This window comes from Winogradskyella marincola, from assembly GCF_029624125.1.
Classification (GTDB): Bacteria; Bacteroidota; Bacteroidia; order Flavobacteriales; family Flavobacteriaceae; genus Winogradskyella; species Winogradskyella marincola.
On sequence record NZ_JARSBN010000012.1, the window covers coordinates 1 to 17,931 of the forward strand.

The window sequence follows — 17,931 nt, forward strand, 5'->3', positions numbered from 1 at the left end:
GGTTAAGAACTGACGTTAGCAATTCCGAGTGGATTCGGACGTAGTCGAATCCGCCGTAATTGCGGTTATACATTGTTATATAGTATTATCTCTCATTTTTATCAAATTGCTTTTAAACCCTTTATTTATAAGGGTTTATTGTTTTTGTGTAATGCATAATAATGCAATAAAATGCTACTAAATGTTAGGTTTGTTATACCTATTGTTGTACCTTAGTAATACGTTGCACCCAATTGCACAGCCTAAAAACCAGAGTTTTATGTCTTCAATTAAAGTAGTTTTAAGAAAAAACAAGATAGATAAAGCAGGACTTGCACCGCTTTATTTACGAGTAATCAAAAACAGAAAAACTAAATTCATTTCATTAAGTGTAAAATTACAACCGAATGAATGGGATGAAGATAAACAAAAAGTCAAGAAGAATCATAAATCTTCAACAAGGTTAAACGCATACATTTCAAGAAAGATAGCAGATGCAGAAGGGGAAGTTGCTGACCTTGAAAGAAGAAATCAATCTACATCAGCAAGAAGAATAAAAGAAGCCATTAAGGGTAAACCCTTAATTAACTTTTTTGAGTTTGCTTATGATAGGTGCGAGAAGTTAAAAAATACAGTTGCGTTATCCACTTACAGAAGTTACAAAAGCAACATCGAAAAATTTGAAAGGTTTATAGGGCATCGTGAGTTAATGTTTGATGATATTACAGCAACTACCTTAAAAAACTATGCTTCACATTGTAGCTCAACTTGGAATAATAATAACACAACTATAAACTATGCGTTTAGAATCCTAAATTTAATGTTTAGAGAGGCTAAAAGCGAAGATTTAATATCTAATGAGCTTGCACCCTTTACAAAGTTTAAAGTAAAGAAAAACAAGACTACAAAGCGTTATTTAAACGAAGAACAGTTTGAAGCCTTTATCAATTTAGAAGTTCCACAACAGCATAAAGCACAGGTTATTAAAGATATGTTTATCTTTTCTGTTTTTTCTGGAGGGTTACGTTTTGGCGATGTTATCGAATTACAATGGAAGCATTACGATAGCAAAAATCACAGAATCACAAAAACGATAAGAAAAACCAAAAGACAGCACAGCATTAAAATAGGTCAAAAAGCAGTTGATATTTTAGAGAAATACAAAATTAAAAACCAAAAGCAAAATGATATAATTTTTCCATTTGCTAAAGTTGACGATTTATATTTTAAAGATAGAGAACATAGAAGTTTAATAACCAATAGAGCAATTTCATTGAGTAATATGTATTTGAGTAGAATAGGAAAAGAACTAGAGCTACCCTTTAATTTATCCTTTCATATTAGCCGACATACATTTGCTACAAGGGCTTTAAACAATGGTATGCGTATAGAACACGTTTCTAAACTTATGGACCATTCAGATATTGGTATAACGCAAGTATATGCAAAAATAATAGGTAGTGAATTAGATAACGCAGTAGATAAATATATTAATTAGTATGAATAGAAATCCTCATTTTTTAGTTACAGGAATGCAAAAATATGATGTTTGTGGTTCCGAAATGATTTACCTTAAAGGTTCTGCATATGAAAAGCCTTTTCCTATTCAATATTTCCCAAATCCAGAACATAACCTTGATAATTGTGAAGGCTGTAAAAACACACATCAAAAAATACTAAAAGAAGTAGGAGATTATTTTAAAAACTTTCCAAACTGTTGTGAAAGACATAAGAATTTAAAAAAGCACAGTTTGTTTAAAAGTGATGACTTTAAAGACATAGCTAGAATGGTTGCCGATAAAGTTATCTACACACATCATCATATATTAAATAATTTAGATCAAGATAATTGGGAGGAAGAAATATATAATTATTTAGAATATGCTGTTACAAGTTTCGGTCAAACACCAGAAAATTGCGGAGAACCACCAGCACTAAGTTGGTTTATGGATTACACCAAAAGAATGCAACTTAACCATAAGTTAGTTGGTAAAGATGCACAGTATAAACCTAGACAAGAAAAAGTTATAGATATAATCACAAATTTTTTTAAACCTAAAGGAAAAAGAAAGAAAGATTTCAACTTATTGTTGAGTACTTATGACAGATGGTACAAGTTTTTTCCTTTTGAAATAGCAATGTTTAGTAATCTCAAAAAACACTTTTCAAGAACACTTCCTGTTCTAGCAGAAAAACCTAAAACAAACCCTTACTTAGGTACAGCAAAAGTAGAGTTATTGACTCAAGCACAATTATTAAAAAACTTATCTAACATAACAAACCATATTTTACTAAGTATTGATACAACGCAATTATTAGAAAATGAATATATCACAGATAGTAAAAAATATGCTTTTGATTTAAAAAAGAAAGCGCACTCACTAAATCAAAAAACATTATTAGAAAAACCTACTAAAAACGAGAAAGAATATATCAAAACAATAAAAGCTTGGTTAAACAATGAAAAAAGTTTTATCAATGAAATTAAAGATGATATAAAGGCTTTACCTGTAAAAAAGGAAGATGTTAAGCAAGATTTTTATACGATTATTAAAGACAAAGCAGTTCAAGAGTACGTGTTACAATTATTAAATGATTTAAGCATAACTGTAGAAGGAAAATCTGTTTTAACACCTAGAAAAAAAGGAGCACTTCGCGGAGTAGTAGAGGCGTTAAAACAAAAAAGAATTATTCCTAATATAGGCTTAGCAACACTTTGTAATGTAATAGCCGAAAAAATAAATCTCGAATTAAAATCAGAATTAGATGCTTCAAATATATCAGAAGATTATTTAAATGATGCTTTAGATTATATAAAAAGGAATCCTTTGCACTAAATTTTATTGATTATAAGGGTTTTATAAGGGTGTGCTTTTAGCACCCTATCAATAATGACTTCTTGCGGTATTATTAATTATAAAAAGCATACCGTATGCAAGCAATCATTTTAAGTACGCAACAGTACACAGACTTAGTAAACCGTTTAGACGAGCTAAACAAAAAACTAGAAGAGAAACAGAAAAATCCTAAAGACACTTTTCTAGACAATCAAGAATTTCTTCAGCTAATGAATATTAGCAAACGTACCGCTCAAACTTGGAGGGATGAAGGTGTAATTTCTTTTTCACAAATAGGTTCTAAAATCTATTATCGTATGAGTGACGTGCAAAAGTTATTAGACAATAACTACCGTAAAGCATTCACTACCAAAAGAAATAATTACTAACCTAAAACTTTATAGAGATGACAGCAGCTGTATCAGTCTTTAGAGACTTTGTATATAAGGTTTCAGACAAGCCTTTAGTAGAAGTGCTTAATGATATTAAAACAGGTACTTATAAAACCGAAATCGACAAAATAAGACACTTAATGTCTTTAGATAAAGAAGAGGAAGCCGAAACCCTAAAAAAACAATTATTAGGTTTTACTGCATCTGGAGTATTCAATAATTATAGAAGTAGTGAAAACCTTGAAGTTTACACGCAATACATAATTCTAGATATTGATAAACTATCAGAATCAGAACTTAACCGAATCATTCCTATTATAAATGTAGCACCTTATACCTATGCGTGTTTTGTTAGTACGAGAGGTAAAGGTGTAAAATTTATTGTGCGTGTAAATTCAGATGTAGAACAACATAAAACAGTTTACAATCAAGTCGTAGATTATTACGAACAAGCATTAAATACAGTAGTAGATACTTCAGGTAGCGACTATGTAAGATTGTGTTTTATGTCTTACGACGAAAATTGCTATATCAATACAGAAGCAACAATTTTTGAAATCCAAGAAGAAGAAAAACAAACAACAACAGTAAGTGATGTTAATGCTAATAGTTATCAACAATTATCTATTGTAGAAATACTAAATAAATGCGAAGCCTTTACCAATCAAAAAGGAGAGTATCACGAAGGAAACAGAAATAATTACATATATCTATTTTCAGCAAACGCTTGTAGGTTTGGAGTTATAGAAGAAGATACTTACCAATACTGTATTGCAAATTTCGATTTATCAGAAAGAGAAATTAAAACAACAGTTAGAAGTGCTTATAAGAGCAACAATGCAGACTTTGCAAAGTTTGCAAAATTTGCAAACGCTACAGTTTCAGAAGAGGTGCAAGTTCAAGAAAGCCAAAACTTAGAAAGTTTATCACTTTTAACAACTACACCTATTATTCCAGAAGACGTATACAATTCATTACCAATAATATTTCAAAAAGGATTAGAAGTGCTAAAAACCCAACGCGAAAAAGATGTATTTCTTACAGGAGCATTAAGCATTCTATCGGGATGCTTACCTAATGTTTTAGGTTTGTATGGAGGTAAAGAAGTTTATCCCAATTTATTTTCATTTCTATTAGCACCAGCAGCTTCAGGAAAAGGAGCGTTAACATACGCTAAAATGTTAGCTGATAAATACCATCAAGCAGTAATTCAAAATTCTAAAGATGAAGAAGCGGACTATAAAAAAGAATTAGAAGCGCAAAAGCAAGCTAAAAAATATCTTAAAAAAGGAGAAGAAGCACCAGAGGAGCCAACACAACCGCCTTTTAAAGTAGTTTATATTCCTGCAAATACAAGTAATGCGAAAATGATAAAGCATATAGAAGATAACGAGGGATTTGGTATTATATGCGAAACCGAAGCAGATACTTTAGGGCAAACCTTTAAAAACGATTGGGGTTCATACTCAGACTTATTACGAAAGGCTTACCATCACGAAAAAATATCCATTTCTAGAAAAACCAATAACGAGTATTTCGAAATCGATAACCCAAGATTGTCTGTAGTGCTTTCCGGTACACCTAATCAAATATTAAACATCATACAATCGGCAGAAGATGGTTTGTTTAGCAGGTTTATGTTCTATGTGTTTGCATCCAATCCAGAGTGGTTAGACCCATCACCTAAATCCAATCCAGTTAATTTAACCGAACATTTTAAATACCTTTCAGATGAAGTCTACCGTATGGTAAGATATTTAGATAATACCGTTACTAATATTCATTTGTCAGAAAAACAATGGCAAAAATTCAATCCGTTGTTTGATGAGTATTTGTTTAGAATCTACAATTTAGTAAGTAAAGATGCTACAAGTGTAGTAAAGCGTTTAGGGTTAATGGTATTTCGTTTTTGTATGATATTTACAGCCATTAGAAAATACGAATGCCAATTAAAAGACACCGATTTAGAATGTACCGACCAAGATTTTGAAAATGCACTAAAATTAGCCGATGTCTATTTACAACACAGTATTTTAGTATTTAAAAACTTACCAAATAATGCAACAAATATGCAGTTTAAACCCACTTCATCAAAAGCTAATTTTTTTAAAGAATTGCCGCAAGAGTTTAGCAGAAAACAAGCAGTAACCATTGGTAATAAAATAAAAATTAAAGAGCGTACGGTAGATAACTATTTAGCAAAACTAGAACAAGCGGGTTACTTAGTAAAACCTAAAGCGGGTTATTATCAAAAAATAAAGAGTTTGTAAGGTTTGCAGTGTTTGCAAACTTTGCAAGCTTTTATAGTTTTAGTTGTTTGAAATATTTATATTTTTATGGTTTTTATAATACCAACTATTGAATGTCGACAAAATTTTTTACTAATAAATCAAACAACAGCTTATTAAAAAAGTTCGAAGGAGTTTTTAAGAACTTGCCAAATATACATAATTTTGATGCTTTAGTTGGATATTTTAGAGCTACAGGCTATTTTAAACTAAGGCCATATTTAGAAAATATACCCGAAATACGCATTTTAGTTGGGATTAATGTTGATGTTATTTTAGAGAAGTATCACTCACTAGGTCAACAACATATTATAGATCCACAAGAAACAAAGGATGAGTTTTTAAATAAACTAAAAGAAGACATTCAAGGAGCTGATTATTCTAAAGAAATTGAAGATGGTATCATTCAGTTTATAAAAGATATTGTAAATAAAAAAATTACAATAAAAGCACATCCTGAAAAAAACTTACACGCCAAAATCTATATTTTTAAACCTAAAGATTTTAATGAGTATTCCACAGGTAGTGTAATAACAGGTTCTTCAAATCTTACAGAATCTGGTTTAGGTTCTCGAGAAAAATCAAATTATGAATTTAATGTTGAGTTAAGAGATTATGATGATATACGTTTTGCGTCTGAAGAGTTTGAATTATTATGGAGTGAATCAGTAGATATTCTACCTGTAGATATTTCAGGTTTAAAAGATGAAACTTTTTTAAATGACAACTTCACACCTTTTGAGTTATACATTAAATTATTAATAGAGTATTTCGGAAAGCGAATTGAGTATGACCCAACAAATATAGATTTATTACTTCCTGATAAATATATGAAGTTAACATATCAATCAGAAGCAGCTATTGAAGGTTATGAAAAATTAATGAAATACAATGGTTTCTTTTTGGCTGATGTAGTAGGATTAGGTAAAACTGTAATTGGTTCAATCATAGCTAAAAAGTTTGTATTTGAAAATGGGTATCACTCTAAAATATTGATAGTTTATCCACCAGCATTAGAAGATAACTGGAAGACAACAATTAAAGATTTCCATATAGATAACAATACCTATTTTGTATCTACAGGAAGTTTACATAAGGTATTAGATGGTACTAATAGAAATTATCCAAACCCTAATGAATATGATTTAATTGTAATTGATGAAGCTCATAAATTTAGAAACGACACTTCTAATATGTATGAGAAGTTACAAACAATTACAAAAACAGATAGGAGAATACCAGGCTCTAACGGAGATACTCGTAAAAAAGTAATGTTGCTTTCGGCAACACCTTTAAACAATCATCCTGCTGATATTGAGAATCAAATCTATTTATTTCAAGATAAAAGAAATGCAAATCTTCCAAGTGTAAAAGATTTACAATCATTCTTTACACCATTAAAAGAGGAATATGACGAACTAAAAAAAGATGATATCCTTGATATAGATAAGGTTAAAGCAATATTCGATAAAATTAGAGATAAAGTCATTGAGCCTTTAGTAATAAGGAGAAGTCGTACTGATATTGAAAACAATGAAGACTTTAAAAGAGATATTAAAGAGCAAGGTATAGTATTTCCTAAAATTAACCCACCAAATGAAGTAAGGTATGAGTTTGATAGTGTATTGAGCGAATTATTTGATAGAACTATTACTTTAATAACATCTAAAGATGAAAATTTAAATGAAATTGATGGACTTGGTTTTTATAGGTATAGAGCAATTGAGTTTTTAATTAATGAAGAAGATAGAAAAAAATACGGTAACGTAGAGTCTATATCTGATAGGTTGGCTGCAATAATGAAAACCTTATTAGTAAAACGTTTAGAGAGTAGTTTCTATGCTTTCAAAATGTCTTTATCACGTTTACTTAAAAACACTAATCATATGATTAAGATGTTTGAAGATGGCAAAGTACATATTGCGCCAGATGTAGATGTAAACAAATATCTTAACGAAGGGAAAGAAGAGGAGTTAGAAAAGAAAATGAATGAGAAAGGCGGAAACAATGAAACCTATTCTGATGAAGATTTTAGAGAAGACTTTATTGAGTTATTAAAAGAGGATGAGAAGAAAATTAAACAATTAGTTGAAGACTGGAAAAAAATCGATTATGACCCTAAATTAGATAAGTTTATAAATGATTTAAAATCTAAATTCCTAAATAAGAAAAACAATCATTCGGGTAAATTAGTAGTATTCTCTGAATCTAAAGAGACTATAGAATATATTAGTAATACCTTACAAGATATAGGTATAAGTAAAATATTAACTATTAGTGCAGACAACCGTAAAGATAAATTCCCAATTATTTTAGAGAATTTTGACGCTAATCAAGAAAAGGCAGATTGGAAAAACGATTATAACATCATATTTACAACTGAAGTATTAGCAGAAGGTATTAACCTGCACCGTTCTAATGTTATTGTTAATTATGATGTACCTTGGAATTCTACGCGTTTAATGCAACGTATTGGTCGTGTAAATCGTATAGGTACAGAAGCTGATGAAATTCACGTTTTCAATTTTTATCCATCAGATAAATCAGATAATCAAATTAAATTAACCAATACTGCAATTAAAAAGCTACAGGCGTTTCACTCTGCTTTTGGAGAGGATAGTCAAATTTATTCACAATTAGAAGAAGTTGGTGAAGCTGGTTTATATGGTTCTAAATTAAAAGAAGAGGTTAATGAAACCTTATTGTTTTTACAAGAATTAAGAGACTTTAAAAAGAACAACATTAACAAGTTCAACCAAATCAAAAACATTCCTAAAAAGTCACGTATAGCGCGTAAAACAAATAATATAGATTCATTTATAAATGTAGATAACGCATCCATCACCTATATAAAAAGTGAAGGGCATCCTGGTGTATTTTATAAAACAGATGAAAACAATGTAGTACACGAATTAACCTTTGTAAATGCTGCAAAAATATTTAAGGCAAAAACTAAAGAGAAAGCTGTGAAATTACCAGAGTATCATCATAAACAAGTATCAAAAGCCTTAACCCACTTCAAAACGGTTGCTAAAAACATTGAGACTAAAAATGTAACAAAAGCGCAATTATCAGCTACAGAAAAGAAAGCAATAACACAGTTAGAATTTTTTATTGGTGTTGCAGAAAATGAGTTTATAAAGAACCAATTACAAAGGGCATTAGATGAAATCTATAAAGGTTCTCATAGACAGTTACCTAATAAATTAAACAAGTTTTTTAAATCAAATACAGAGAATGACCCTCAAAAAGTGGTTGAAAAGGTTTTTAATGATGTTTTAAAAAATATGAACTTTAGTGATAATGCAAGAATAAAACAACAAAGAGCATCACTATTCAGTAAACCTCAAATTGTAATATCAGAATCTTATATCGAAACTAAATAATGGAAAATATATTATCGCAAATATTCACTTCTGATTATAATCGAACTTCATTCGAGGATAATGTGCTAAAACCTATTTTTCTAAATTCGGTTAAAGATTTTGTTTTATATGATGAAGACGGTGAACAGGAAGTTGAATTAACAGATACAGATAAGCGTACCGCAAAAAAAGTAGTTAAATATGGTGAGTTTAAAACACACGACAATCGTAAAATAGAACTTTATGAAGTAACTGTTGAAGATTTTAGACAAGTAAAGATTGCACGTGTAGGTTTAGGAGCATTGGTTAAGAAATTAATTATTGGTAATAATGCAGTTTTTGCAACTTTTAAATATGAAAATGTAATAGATAAAAGATGGCGTTTTTCATTTATAGCATACGATAGTTTTTTTGAAGATGGTCAAGTACAAACCAAGGAAACAAACCCAAAACGTTACACCTATGTTTTTGGAGATGAAGACGAAACATATCGTACAGCAATAGACCGTTTCAAAGAATTAGATAGTAAGTTTCAAATAAAGGTAAAAGATATACAAGAGGCATTTGCTGTTGAGGCAATGTCTAAAGAGTTTTTTGATGAGTATAGAGAAACACATTATGCAAAATTTGTAAAATTTTTAACTGGAGAAGAGTTTCAAAAGAAAGGTGGTAAATTTCAATTAGTAGAAGTACAAAATCCATCACCTTTTTTAGCATCTGTTTTTAATGGTGATAAAAAGGAAGCCAGAGACTTCTGTAAAAAATTATTAGGTCAAATAGTATTCTTGTATTTCATTCAGAAAAAGGGTTGGTTAGGTGCAACAAACACCAATTATAAAGAAGGAAACGGAGATAAAAATTTCATTCAAAACTTCTACAAACAAGCAGGTGAAAATGATAATTTTTATCCGCTTTGGCTATCTAAACTATTCTATGATACACTAAACCTTAAAAGAACTAACGATGATTTTACAATGCCCGATGGTAAGGTGGTTAAAATCCCTTATTTAAATGGTGGTTTGTTTGAAAAAGAATCTGAAAAGTTTGACCATTTAGTATTTCCAAGTGAATTATTTACAGACTTATTTGAGTTTTTTAATCGTTTCAATTTTACTATTTACGAAAACAGTCCAGAGGAACATACTATTGCAGTTGACCCAGAAATGTTAGGTCATATTTTTGAAAACCTACTGGAAGATAATAAAGACAAAGGTGCTTTTTATACACCTAAGGAAATTGTGCAATATATGACACAAGAATCCTTAATAGAGTATCTAGTAACACATCTTGGAGAAAATGCTAAAAATGGTGTTAGTCAATTTGTAAAACAAAAAGACAAAGAAGCCTTAACAGACACACAATTAAATGAAATAAATAACCTTTTAGATAAAGTAAAAATATGCGACCCAGCCATTGGTTCTGGAGCATTCCCAATGGGATTACTGCACGAAATATTTGCTTTAAAAGAGCGTATTGCTTTCGATTTAGGTTTTAAAGTATGGAGTCCTGCCACAGTTAAAGAAAATATCATTCAAAATTCTATTTATGGAGTAGATATAGAAAAAGGAGCAGTAGATATTGCACAATTACGCTTTTGGTTAAGCCTTATAGTTGACGAGGAAGAGCCAAAACCATTACCTAATTTGGTTTATAAAATAGTTGTAGGTGATTCATTAGTTAATAAATTTGGTGATGAAATTATTGAAATTGATTGGGAAGTAGAAGAAGGGACACAAAGTAATTTATTTGGAAATCCACACCAAGAAAAAATACAAGACCTATTAAAACAAATTTCCGTAAAACAAAAAGAATACTTCAAAGCTAACAATAAAAATAAACCAAGGTTAGCTAAAGAAATTCGATTGTTAAAACTAAATATTTTAAGCGAGCAGTTAGAGTTAATGATTAGCTCAAATCCATTTCATAAACAGGATGGTAAAAAACTAACAAAAGCGCAAAAAGATAGAATTAATGAAATAGAAAGTTGGAAAAAAACTTTGTTAGAAGTTAATTCATTAAAAAATAATGATGAACCTTTTAAGCATTTCGATTGGCGTTTAGACTTTCCAGAAATACTAAATCCATTAGTAAATGGTAATACAGGTTTTGATATAGTCATTGGTAATCCGCCTTATGGTGTTTCTGTCAAAGGTAATTACAGAAACTCGATATTAAAATCTTTAGGAAAAGTTCCAGATTATGAAATATATTATTATTTCACAGAAAAAGCGCACGAATTAGTTAAAGACAATGGTATTCTATCTTATATAATACCAAACACTTTTCTGTTTAACACATTTGCAGCTTCTTATCGTTTAGAATTATTTGAAAAATGGGAATTAACTGAAATTTTAGATTGTACTAAATTCAATATTTTTCAAACGGCTACAGTGAGAAACACGATTAACACTTGGAAAAAAGGGAGAAATCAGTTTGTTGGATATAGAAAAACCAAAAATCAAGAAAGTTTCAAAGAATTGGTTCAGAAAGAAAGGACTGTTTTAACAGTAGATGACTTGGCTGAAATGAATCAAAATTGGGGTTTGGCATTTATGCTTGATGCCACAATAATAGAAATTATTGCAGATATTAAAAATGATTCCATTCCTTTAAGCGAAATATTTCCTGAAATAAGTCAAGGTTTAATTGCTTACGATAAGTATCGCGGTCAATCAGAAGACATCATAAAGAATAGGGCTTATCATTTTAAGTCGTTTGATAAACCGGATTTAAAAAAGTGGTTATGGGGAGCAGATATAACAAAATTTAAAGTAGAGTGGAATGGTGAAGAATATATTGATTATTGTGATGGAATCGCAAATCCTCGAGACCCAAAATATTTTATTGGAGAACGTTTATTAATCAGAGAAATTACAAACCCTTCAATTTTTGCAGGAATTACAAGTGATGAGTTATATAATGACCCAGCCCTGATAATAGTGAAGTCTAATGAAACGGATAGCGTTAAATGGCTTGCGACAATATTAAACTCTAAACTCGCATCTTTTTACCATTTTAACTATTCCCCTAAAGCGACTAAAGGTGCTTTTCCTAAAATATTAGTTAAGGATATAAAGGATTTTCCAATTAAGAAACCTGACAATATTAATCTCTTTGAAAACTTGACTAACATTGTTATATACATTTTAAGCTCAAAATTTGACAAATTAAATAAAAGTGTAAAAGGTAAAGTAATAGCAAAACAATTTGAAGACATAATTGACGGTTGTGTTTTTGAACTCTACTTTAAAGAGCATATGCAATATAACGATATTGCAATTACACAATTAGTTGAGAAAGAAATTAATAATGTTTTTGGTTATAGTACTTTTGATAGTTTAGATGATGATAAAAAAGGGAAACGCATTTGGGAGCTATACGAAGTTTTAACACATCCAGACCATCCTGTTAGAAATAAAATACTAAAATTCCCTATTGTTAGCCCTAATATTCTTAAACCTATTTTACAAAGTTAGTATGGCAAATAAAACTATTGAAAAAATAACATTTAAGAACTTCAAGGCATTTAGAGAGAAACAAACTATAGATTTTAAAAATAAAAATGTATTAATCTATGGTAATAATGGAGCTGGTAAGTCATCAATATTTTGGGGTATTTATACCTTTTTGCAAAGCAGTATAAAAACAAAGCCAGAAGTAGAAAAATACTTTAGGTTTTTTGATAGTGCAGATGCTACAACGCACCAATCTTTACGTAACATTTTTGAGGCACAAGCAGAAGATTCTTATATAGATTTAACAATAGCACAAGGCACTCAAAAAACAACAATGCGTATCTCGGAATCCAGTATAAATACAACTGGTAATACAGATATAAAACTTTTAAATACAACAAGCGATTTCATTAATTACAAACTGTTAAGCAATTTCTACAGAGATTCTCATAAATACGATGTCAATCTTTGGCAAGTTTTTGAAAGGGATATTTTTCCTTATTTAACAGATAACGTTACAGATGAAACCATTTTAGATAAAATAAAGGGAATAACAAAGGATGTCCCTCGTTCTAATAGAGGTTATCCTGCTCAAAACGGTAGTAATAAAAAGAATAACTACATAAATAAAGTCAATACCCTTAATCAAGAATTAGAAGTCTTAATTTCAGATATTCAACGATTTGCCAATGCTATAATTAAAGAACATTTTTTTAACAATGAAGATGTAGTTCGAGTTAATTTAAATTTTGACAAACAGTTCAATTTTGATTTAATCAAAAATAAAATATGGGAAGAGGATAAAATAGCTGAAAGACAAAGTAAACTTCGCATTAAATTAGTAGTTGAGCAATTTAACCCTGATACTTCAGATTGGATTTCCATCCAAAGAGTACAATCACTGTTAAATGAAGCGCAATTAACAAGAATTGCTATAGCAATTCGTATAGGTGCATTAAGAACTCGTATTCAGGATTCGGATTGTAAACTATTGGTGTTAGACGATATGCTTATTAGTTTAGATATGGCAAATAGAATTGAGGTCATAAAAATGATTCTCAACAAACATAATAAACCAAGTTTGAGTTTTTTTGATAAATTCCAAAAAGTAATACTAACACACGACAAAGGATTCTATAATATTTTAAAAAATTATACCAATGCTAACAGTTGGCAATATTACAATTTAAGCAAAAAAGAAAATACTAACGAAGCACCCAAATTGCGTAATGACAGGTCGCATATAGAAAAAGCTCAAAAGTTTTTAGCCGATGGTGAATTTGATTCTTGTGGTAATGAATTAAGAAAAGAATTGGAAGCGATTTTAAAGAATTACACAGATCCTGACTTTAGTAAAGATTTTAGACCTCTATCAGAAAGGTTAGAAAGTGCTTATAAAAAGTTTACTCAAAATGAAAGACGTAATTTTGAAAAGCTATTTGTAAACAAAGATATTTCTGTTGAAACTCTAAAAAAGATAGAAACAGACTATCATACTGATGGTACTTTATCTGATGATGATAAAAGAAAGTTAGATATTATCAAACGAGAATTAAACAGATACATCATTTCACAATACGAGGTAAGAGAAAATAAAGATGCGTTGTTCGCAGATTTAAAAACAATTTTAGATAGAATTTTAAATCCCTCTTCCCACTCTTCAACTACACCACTTTATGAAAGAGAATTAGAGGATGCTATTGCTACTATTGGTCAGATTAAAGCTCTTTTACAAACGTAATGAAATTAGTTACTCTTGTAAATACCAAAAATGAGAATCTTATTGACTTCATTAATTCTTGGTCAAAACTATATTCATTCTCAAATGAAGCTATTTACAGTAAATCAATAGTAAAAGAAACATTTTCAAAAACAGATATTCAAAACTTATACAGGTGGAAGAACGGTATGAAGTTAAGTGTATTAAAACAAAAGTCATTAGATACTAAAATTAAAGCTAAACTCTCTATTATTAATACTTTTAAAAGTAATAATGAAATAGATATAGACGCATTTAGAAAAGAGTTTAAAAACCTACAAGCAACAGTTTGGAAGATATTTTTATTACATATTATAAAACCCAATAAATATCCTATCTACGACCAACATATTCATAGAACATTTTTATTTATCCATAATGAAGATTGGAGTAATATTTCAAATACATCAATAAGTAACAAGGCTAAAGAACAGTTTTATTTTGAAAGGTATTTACCTTTTATAGAAGTACAAAACATCAAAGATTTAAAGAAATTAGATGAAGCCTTCTTTGCTTTTGGTCAGTTTCTAAATACACGTAATTACGCATCATTATTAGAATAAAAAATTATGGTAGAAAAGTTTAGAAATTGGGTAAAATGGGAAGATAGAAATAGTTTAGTTGGTATTAAGTATCCTGGTATTTATTGTATTGCTGTTTCATCTAAACCTCTTAATACTTTTGACTTTATTCCAGAATTGGAATATATTGGAATGACTAACTCAAAAGGTGGTTTAAGAAGTCGTTTACGTCAATTTGATGCGACTATTAAAAAGATTAGAACACATCACGGTGGCGCAGATAGATTCTTATATCAATATCAAGATTATGAAGCGATAAAGGATAAAATCTATGTAGCTATCTGTTCTTTTGAGTGTAATACTAAAAACCCAACACCAAAAGATTTAAGAATTATGGGTGAAGTTGCAAAATGTGAATATGATTGTTGGGCAATCTACATAGAGAACAATGGAAGATACCCAAAGTTTAATGATATGAATAATGCACCAAAGTATAGTAAAACAAAGAGATAGTAAAGTCCCCACAACCCAAAACCCAGTTTTTTCGTACCTCAAAATCCTCTGTCTTTTGTGTTGTTCCGCTCACCTAACAAGTTTAGCGTTTTTTTGTCTTTAAGGTAATAGCATATTACAGCTTTGCTTTTCATAAAATCAAACCAAACTGCAATAAGCTATTTTTTTATTATTCTATCATAAAACCCTAAACTCACCCAAAGCTATGTTTACATAATACAAGTTATAGTAGCAAACGGCACTTTTCAAAGGTTTGCTATCGCAGTAATAATGCATTTTGTAGCTATAACTGGTATTATGTAAAATATCCGCTATTCCAACGCGCATTCCCGAACATTAAACCACATTTTGAACAAACATTAAACATATGAATATTTTAAGGGTTACGTTAATTGATAATAATATTCGTTACCTCATTCAAGCTGCACAAAACCATCGTTAAGTCCAAGTATTCCTTACCTCAAGTCTTTGTTTGTTTCATTTCGTTAACAAATATCAAAGTCCACTTTTCCCCACCACCCAAGTCAGCGGTTATAAAAAAATAGGTTTATAAAGTGTAGTAATACGCCATAGCACATTACTTTTTATCGTTCCTCAAAAAAGTAATAAGCTATTGTCTAAAAGTCCTGTATAAGTAGCTTGTTTAAATGCTGTTTTATCAAACAACCATTTAAAACGCTACCCATACAAACGCTTCATCCACCACACAGTAAAAGATTAAAACCTATTTTTTTAAGTGTTAATTCCCCTAAAAGTGTTTTCCTTTTTTAATCAAATAATCTGCAGCTTGTTTTTCAATGTCATCTTGTGTCCATATTTTATGCTCTAACACCCAAGTATTAATAGTTTCTTTATCAAAATAAAGTCTTTTTCCTCTTTTAGAATGAGGAATATTATGAGTACTTGTTAATTTATAAATATGTGATTTCGATAAACCTAAATAATCAGATAATTGTTCAATATCCATAATCTTGGAAGTGATAATATTAGTTTCACTTCTTCCAATATTAGAATAGATGTTTTCAAGTAAGTTTTCAATGTTTCTTAATCTCTCGTTAATAATTTCAAAAGGGTTTTCCATAGTATATAAGTATTAAAATAAAAAAAGGTAGCAAATATATGCGGCTACCACAGCCAACGCGCAAGGCTATAAAGGTCAAGCCCTACGGGTTTTGAATAAAACTTTTTTCAAAATATTTTATCTATTTCATTAAACATTTTAACTCAAAAAACTTTTATCCAAAAACCTTGACAGCCTCATCCACGCCACAACAATAGAGGCTATCTTTTTTTCTTTTCAAAAAAAATAATGGTGCGAAGCGTAGCGAAGCAATTTTAAATTGGATAGCTATGTCAACTTTTGAACTGAAAACACACCAAATCGGAAGAACCTACTCGAACCCTCATTTTTTTATCCTAAACAAAGGACTTAACAGCGGAAAACCGCTTTCAAATCCTTGTCCTAACTGTTTTGTAGTAATCACAAAAACGGAAGCAGAGAAAAACACGCTTTTTCACTTATCTATGATGTTGCAAATAGGCGGTTATTACGCTTATAATTTAAAAGGTAGTGTTATTCCGTTTATTTCTGTAGATGATTGCAGAAACACGCTCAAAAAAGGTTTAAAATCTACTTCAAACATAAACGACCAGTTGCAAAAGCATATTAAAGCGGTTGAGGTTATTAGTAAAAAAGAAAAAGAGCTTCAAAATGTCATTGATAAAATGGCAGTTTTAAAGGTTGCATACATTCGTAATTGTTTCAAACTAATGCAAAGCAAAGAAGCCTAATGCAAAGGCATCGTAACGCCCTAAAACAGTAACAAAATGGCATTATTTTCGTTATATTTATAGTGAAATAAAGGTTTTAAAGCAATATAAAGTCCGTACCAAATCCAAAGGAGTTTAATTTTTAATTGTTTTATATTATGGGAAAGATTTCTCAAGGAATTTTAGGCGGATTATCTGGAAAAGTAGGTAACGTCATCGGTGGTAGTTGGAAAGGTATTGACTACATCAGAATTAAGCCATCAAGTGTGGCGAATCCTCGTACAGAAGGGCAAGTAAACCAACGTAATAAATTTACGGTTACATTGGAATATTTACAACCAAATAAAGAGTTTTTAAAAGTCGGTTACAAGTCTTTTGCGACAAAGAAAACTGAATTTAATGCTGCAATGTCTTATGTATTAAATAATGCAGTAGGAGGGATTGCACCTAACTTCACAATTGATTATTCTTTAGCTTTATTAAGTAGAGGTTCTTTATCTGGAGTATTAAACGGAACTACTGACTTAACAACACCAGGACAAGTGGATTTTGCTTGGGGAGATAACTCGGCAGAGGGTAACGCAAATGTAACAGATAAAGCGATGTTATTAGTTTACAATCCAAGTAAAAAAGAATCTGTTTATATTTTAGATGGTGCAGACAGAACAGTAGGTTCTCAATCGGTAACAATTCCAAACACCTATGCAGGAGACACAGTAGAGCTATTTATGGCGTTTGTTTCTGCTGATGGTAGTCAAGTATCAAATAGTGTGTATTTAGGCTCTGGTACGGCTGCTTAATAACTTTAAGTTTAAATACATTTTAAAAACCGTTTCTATTAATTTAGAAGCGGTTTTTTTATGCCTTTAGATCACTTCTACTTGTAGGTTGTAATGTTATACCTATGTTGTACCCTTTTTAAATTAATCTTTTTGAACCCTTTATTTATAAGGGTTAATTGATTTAATTAATATAATACATTGTTGCCTACAGTTATTTTTATTCATTCTCAATTTTATTCAATTCCGCAATTCTGTTTTTATGCATTTCAA

At 30.0% G+C, this 17,931-nt stretch carries 12 protein-coding genes; 11 read left to right on the top strand and 1 reads right to left on the bottom strand.

Features of this window, described 5'->3' with window-relative positions; translation table 11 throughout:
• Positions 1 to 259: 259 nt before the first annotated feature.
• The 9 genes from P7122_RS15570 (at position 260) to P7122_RS15610 (ending at position 15,109) form a co-directional block, all read left to right on the top strand.
• Entirely contained in the window at positions 260 to 1,477 is a 1,218-nt protein-coding gene (locus P7122_RS15570; RefSeq protein WP_278006729.1) for a site-specific integrase, read from the top strand.
• Between the two features lies 1 nt (position 1,478).
• A complete protein-coding gene (locus P7122_RS15575; protein ID WP_278006730.1) occupies positions 1,479 to 2,816 on the top strand; it encodes a hypothetical protein in 1,338 nt (445 codons plus the stop codon).
• Positions 2,817 to 2,911: 95 nt separating this feature from the next.
• Entirely contained in the window at positions 2,912 to 3,205 is a 294-nt protein-coding gene (locus tag P7122_RS15580; RefSeq protein WP_278006731.1) for a helix-turn-helix domain-containing protein, read from the top strand.
• Positions 3,206 to 3,222: 17 nt separating this feature from the next.
• Positions 3,223 to 5,478: a DUF3987 domain-containing protein gene (locus P7122_RS15585; protein WP_278006732.1), complete on the top strand. Its 2,256-nt coding sequence runs from the start codon at positions 3,223 to 3,225 to the stop codon at positions 5,476 to 5,478.
• A gap of 92 nt (positions 5,479 to 5,570) precedes the next feature.
• Positions 5,571 to 8,882, top strand: coding sequence for a helicase-related protein (locus tag P7122_RS15590; protein ID WP_278006733.1), 3,312 nt, complete (start codon positions 5,571 to 5,573; stop codon positions 8,880 to 8,882).
• On the top strand, positions 8,882 to 12,337 hold the full coding sequence (locus P7122_RS15595; protein ID WP_278006734.1) for an Eco57I restriction-modification methylase domain-containing protein: 3,456 nt from the start codon (positions 8,882 to 8,884) through the stop codon (positions 12,335 to 12,337). The genes P7122_RS15590 and P7122_RS15595 overlap by 1 nt, the downstream gene beginning before the upstream one ends.
• Position 12,338: 1 nt before the next feature.
• Positions 12,339 to 14,057, top strand: a complete 1,719-nt coding sequence (locus P7122_RS15600; protein ID WP_278006735.1) for an AAA family ATPase — start codon at positions 12,339 to 12,341, stop codon at positions 14,055 to 14,057.
• A complete protein-coding gene (locus tag P7122_RS15605; protein WP_278006736.1) occupies positions 14,057 to 14,638 on the top strand; it encodes a hypothetical protein in 582 nt (193 codons plus the stop codon). The genes P7122_RS15600 and P7122_RS15605 overlap by 1 nt, the downstream gene beginning before the upstream one ends.
• A gap of 6 nt (positions 14,639 to 14,644) precedes the next feature.
• On the top strand, positions 14,645 to 15,109 hold the full coding sequence (locus P7122_RS15610; RefSeq protein ID WP_278006737.1) for a hypothetical protein: 465 nt from the start codon (positions 14,645 to 14,647) through the stop codon (positions 15,107 to 15,109).
• A gap of 748 nt (positions 15,110 to 15,857) precedes the next feature.
• Here the strand turns inward: P7122_RS15610 and P7122_RS15615 are convergent.
• Positions 15,858 to 16,190, bottom strand: a complete 333-nt coding sequence (locus tag P7122_RS15615) for a helix-turn-helix domain-containing protein (protein WP_278006738.1) — start codon at positions 16,188 to 16,190, stop codon at positions 15,858 to 15,860.
• A 269-nt stretch (positions 16,191 to 16,459) separates the two neighbouring features.
• Between P7122_RS15615 and P7122_RS15620 the strand changes: the two genes are divergently transcribed.
• Together P7122_RS15620 and P7122_RS15625 are read left to right on the top strand one after the other, a co-directional pair.
• Positions 16,460 to 16,900 carry a DUF6943 family protein gene (locus P7122_RS15620; RefSeq protein ID WP_278006739.1) on the top strand — a complete coding sequence of 147 codons (441 nt, stop codon included), beginning with the start codon at positions 16,460 to 16,462 and terminating at the stop codon, positions 16,898 to 16,900.
• A gap of 137 nt (positions 16,901 to 17,037) precedes the next feature.
• Positions 17,038 to 17,679 (top strand): DUF6266 family protein, encoded by a 642-nt coding sequence (locus tag P7122_RS15625; RefSeq protein WP_278006740.1) that lies wholly within the window; start codon positions 17,038 to 17,040, stop codon positions 17,677 to 17,679.
• Positions 17,680 to 17,931 lie beyond the last annotated feature (252 nt).